At 67.5% G+C, this 2,406-nt stretch carries 2 protein-coding genes and 1 pseudogene; 1 reads left to right on the plus strand and 2 read right to left on the minus strand.

The features are described 5' to 3' along the window. The coding region (locus MKK88_RS26750) for a YfdX family protein (protein ID WP_244005239.1) at positions 1-591 on the minus strand (591 nt) is incomplete at its 3' end. 198 nt (positions 592-789) lie between these two features. After that, positions 790-1,440 (minus strand): hypothetical protein, encoded by a 651-nt coding sequence (locus tag MKK88_RS26755; protein WP_244005241.1) that lies wholly within the window; start codon positions 1,438-1,440, stop codon positions 790-792. A gap of 557 nt (positions 1,441-1,997) precedes the next feature. On the opposite strand from MKK88_RS26755, the pseudogene MKK88_RS26760 reads away from it, so the two are divergent. Next, a pseudogene (locus MKK88_RS26760) lies at positions 1,998-2,406 on the plus strand (porin family protein); the annotation flags it as partial.

Here is a 2,406-nt window from a genome sequence, read left to right on the forward strand (position 1 = left end):
GTTCAGCGGCAGCACCGCCATCGTGAAGTTCACGTCGACATGGGCGAGCTTGAGCTTCTCCATCGCGCCCTTCTGGTCGCCCTGCGCGAGGTTCTTGTTCGCCTCGGTTACGGCCGAGGCCTTCTCGGGGGTGGCCACGAACTCGTCGCCGAGCGTCAGCTGCGCGTCGACCGGCACCCAGGCGACCGGATTCTTCGACTGATTACTGGACGGCTTGTCGTCAGTCGCCGCCGGCTGCGCCGTCGCGGACGAGGCCATGCCCTTTTGCCCGGCCATATCGGCGGGTGACTTGAGGTCGGCCTCCGCCTTCATGAACACCGTGTCGTCGGTCTTGGCCTTCGCGAAGGCCGCCTGCGCCCTGCCGATCATGTCCTTGGCCTGAGCCGGATTGGCCTCAAAGATGGCGAGCCGCGTGAGCTGGAGATCTTGGAACGCCTGCGCCCCGTCCTTCGACAGCTTGCCGGCATCCGCATCGGCGGCCTTCTGCGCCGGCGTCTCGTGGGGCGCCGCAGCTTGCTCGGCCGCGAAGGCCGCACCACCGAGCGCCGTAGCGGCGACGAGAGCTATCACGATCGACCTGTTGTAAGACATGGCAGAGCCCTTCGAGAACATCGATCAAGAATTGAGAAGCGGAAATTTGGGCCGATCGACTCGGCGCTGTCTTAAGGCGTGCCGGTTCGACTGGTTGCGACGCGCGGCGGCAGGACCGGTTCACAAATAGGTGCTTGAAAGAGACAGTCTCGGGCTCGCAATTGTGTGTTCTGATCTTCGCGGAACCAGACGACAGTGTCAGCTTTCCGAGCCGAAGGGACCCGAGCCGGGGACCTCCGCCGCACAGCTCCTCCGCCTGCCGCGAGGTGGGCGCAGCGATGTTAGCGGACGATCCAATCGGGCTGCGAGCCGCACGCCTTCCCGGCGGACAGGCTGATCACGGCGTCCATGTCCCGCAAAGCCACCCGCCGATGGGCGATCAGCACCGTCGTCCGCCCGGCCATCAGCGCGCGCAGCCCGTTCGGCATCCGCGTCGAGGCCCTCGGTCGGCTCGTGGGGCAGGATAGGGGCGTCCCTCAGGGAGGCGCGGGCGACCGCAACGCGCCGGGCTTGGCCACCCGACAGGCGGGCGCCGTGCGCGCCGATCATCGTGTCGCGCCTGACCCGCAGGGTCGCCAGATGGGCGAGCGTGGCCTCATGCGTGACGAGGCGCTCGCGATACCGGCCGCTGGTCCGCAGACGGGCGAGGCCGCGGATCGCCGCCGCAAGCGCGAAGTACCCGCTCGGGGTGATCCTGAGACCGGCCAGCGCCATCGCAGCAGCGAACCCGCCAGCCACGGCCAGGAACTCCACATGGGCCAGGACCACGCCGACATTGAGCGCGATGCCCGACACGAGCAGGGAGAGATGAGGCCGGCACAGGGCGAGAAGGCGCCACGTAGTCCTCACGACAGCACCTCCGCGGGGTGTGCGGGGGGCTGATGGCGACGCGGCGGTGCGGGTTGCGTCACCGGATTGAGCGACCGGCGTGAGGCGGCCATCCGTTAACCGGAAGACGGCTGGCGCCGCGAACCGAGAGGGTTCGGTGCGCGATCACCAGCACGACGCGTGGTCCGCGCGCAGCACCCGGATGCGTCGCCCCGATGAGCGCATCGAGCGCCAGACCATCAAACCCTGGAATCGAACAGCGGCACAGGGCGTGACAGGCCGCTTTCGACCGAGAGGGTTAGCGCGTGACCCACCCTGCAGAAGGCCGCCGACCGAGCCTGTCACCGTTCGGCAACAGGGACGCGGCAAAGGGCTGACGGCGTGCAACCAAAGCCTGGGTGAGATGTTGTGGCGCTCGTTCGTGTACAGCGCGATGTATTACGGCGATCTCAGATGCGTTCATAGACGATTTACTATGACAGGCCTACGCGTCGCTCGCCGGTGTGTCCGTAAAACTACAGCTATTTGGCTCATAAGCCGGTACCCATAGCTCCAGACGAAATTTTGGACCTTACCCGATGACCAAGCTCCTCGCCTCTCTGGCCGCCTTCACCGCGCTGACCGCTGCCGCCTCGGCCGCCGACCTGCCGCGCCGCGCCGCTCCGCCGCCGGTGTTCACCCCCGTGCCGGTGTTCACCTGGACCGGCGCCTACTTCGGTATCAACGCCGGCTACGCCTTCGACGCCAGCAGCAACAGCAACAACAACTCCACCTTCGGCGTCCCCGCCCCCTACGCCGCCGCCGGCACCACCGCCACCTTCCGCAACCGCAGCCAGGACGGCTTCTCCGGCGGTGGCCAGATCGGCTACAACTACCAGTTCACCCCGGGCTCCGGCGTCGTCGTCGGCATCGAGGCCGACGCCCAGTACCTCGACTTCGGCCGTAACCGGAACAGCGCCTTCATCACCGGCGGCGCGCTGGCCCCCG

The organism is Methylobacterium sp. E-005 (genome assembly GCF_022829725.1).
In the GTDB taxonomy this organism is placed as follows: domain Bacteria; phylum Pseudomonadota; class Alphaproteobacteria; order Rhizobiales; family Beijerinckiaceae; genus Methylobacterium.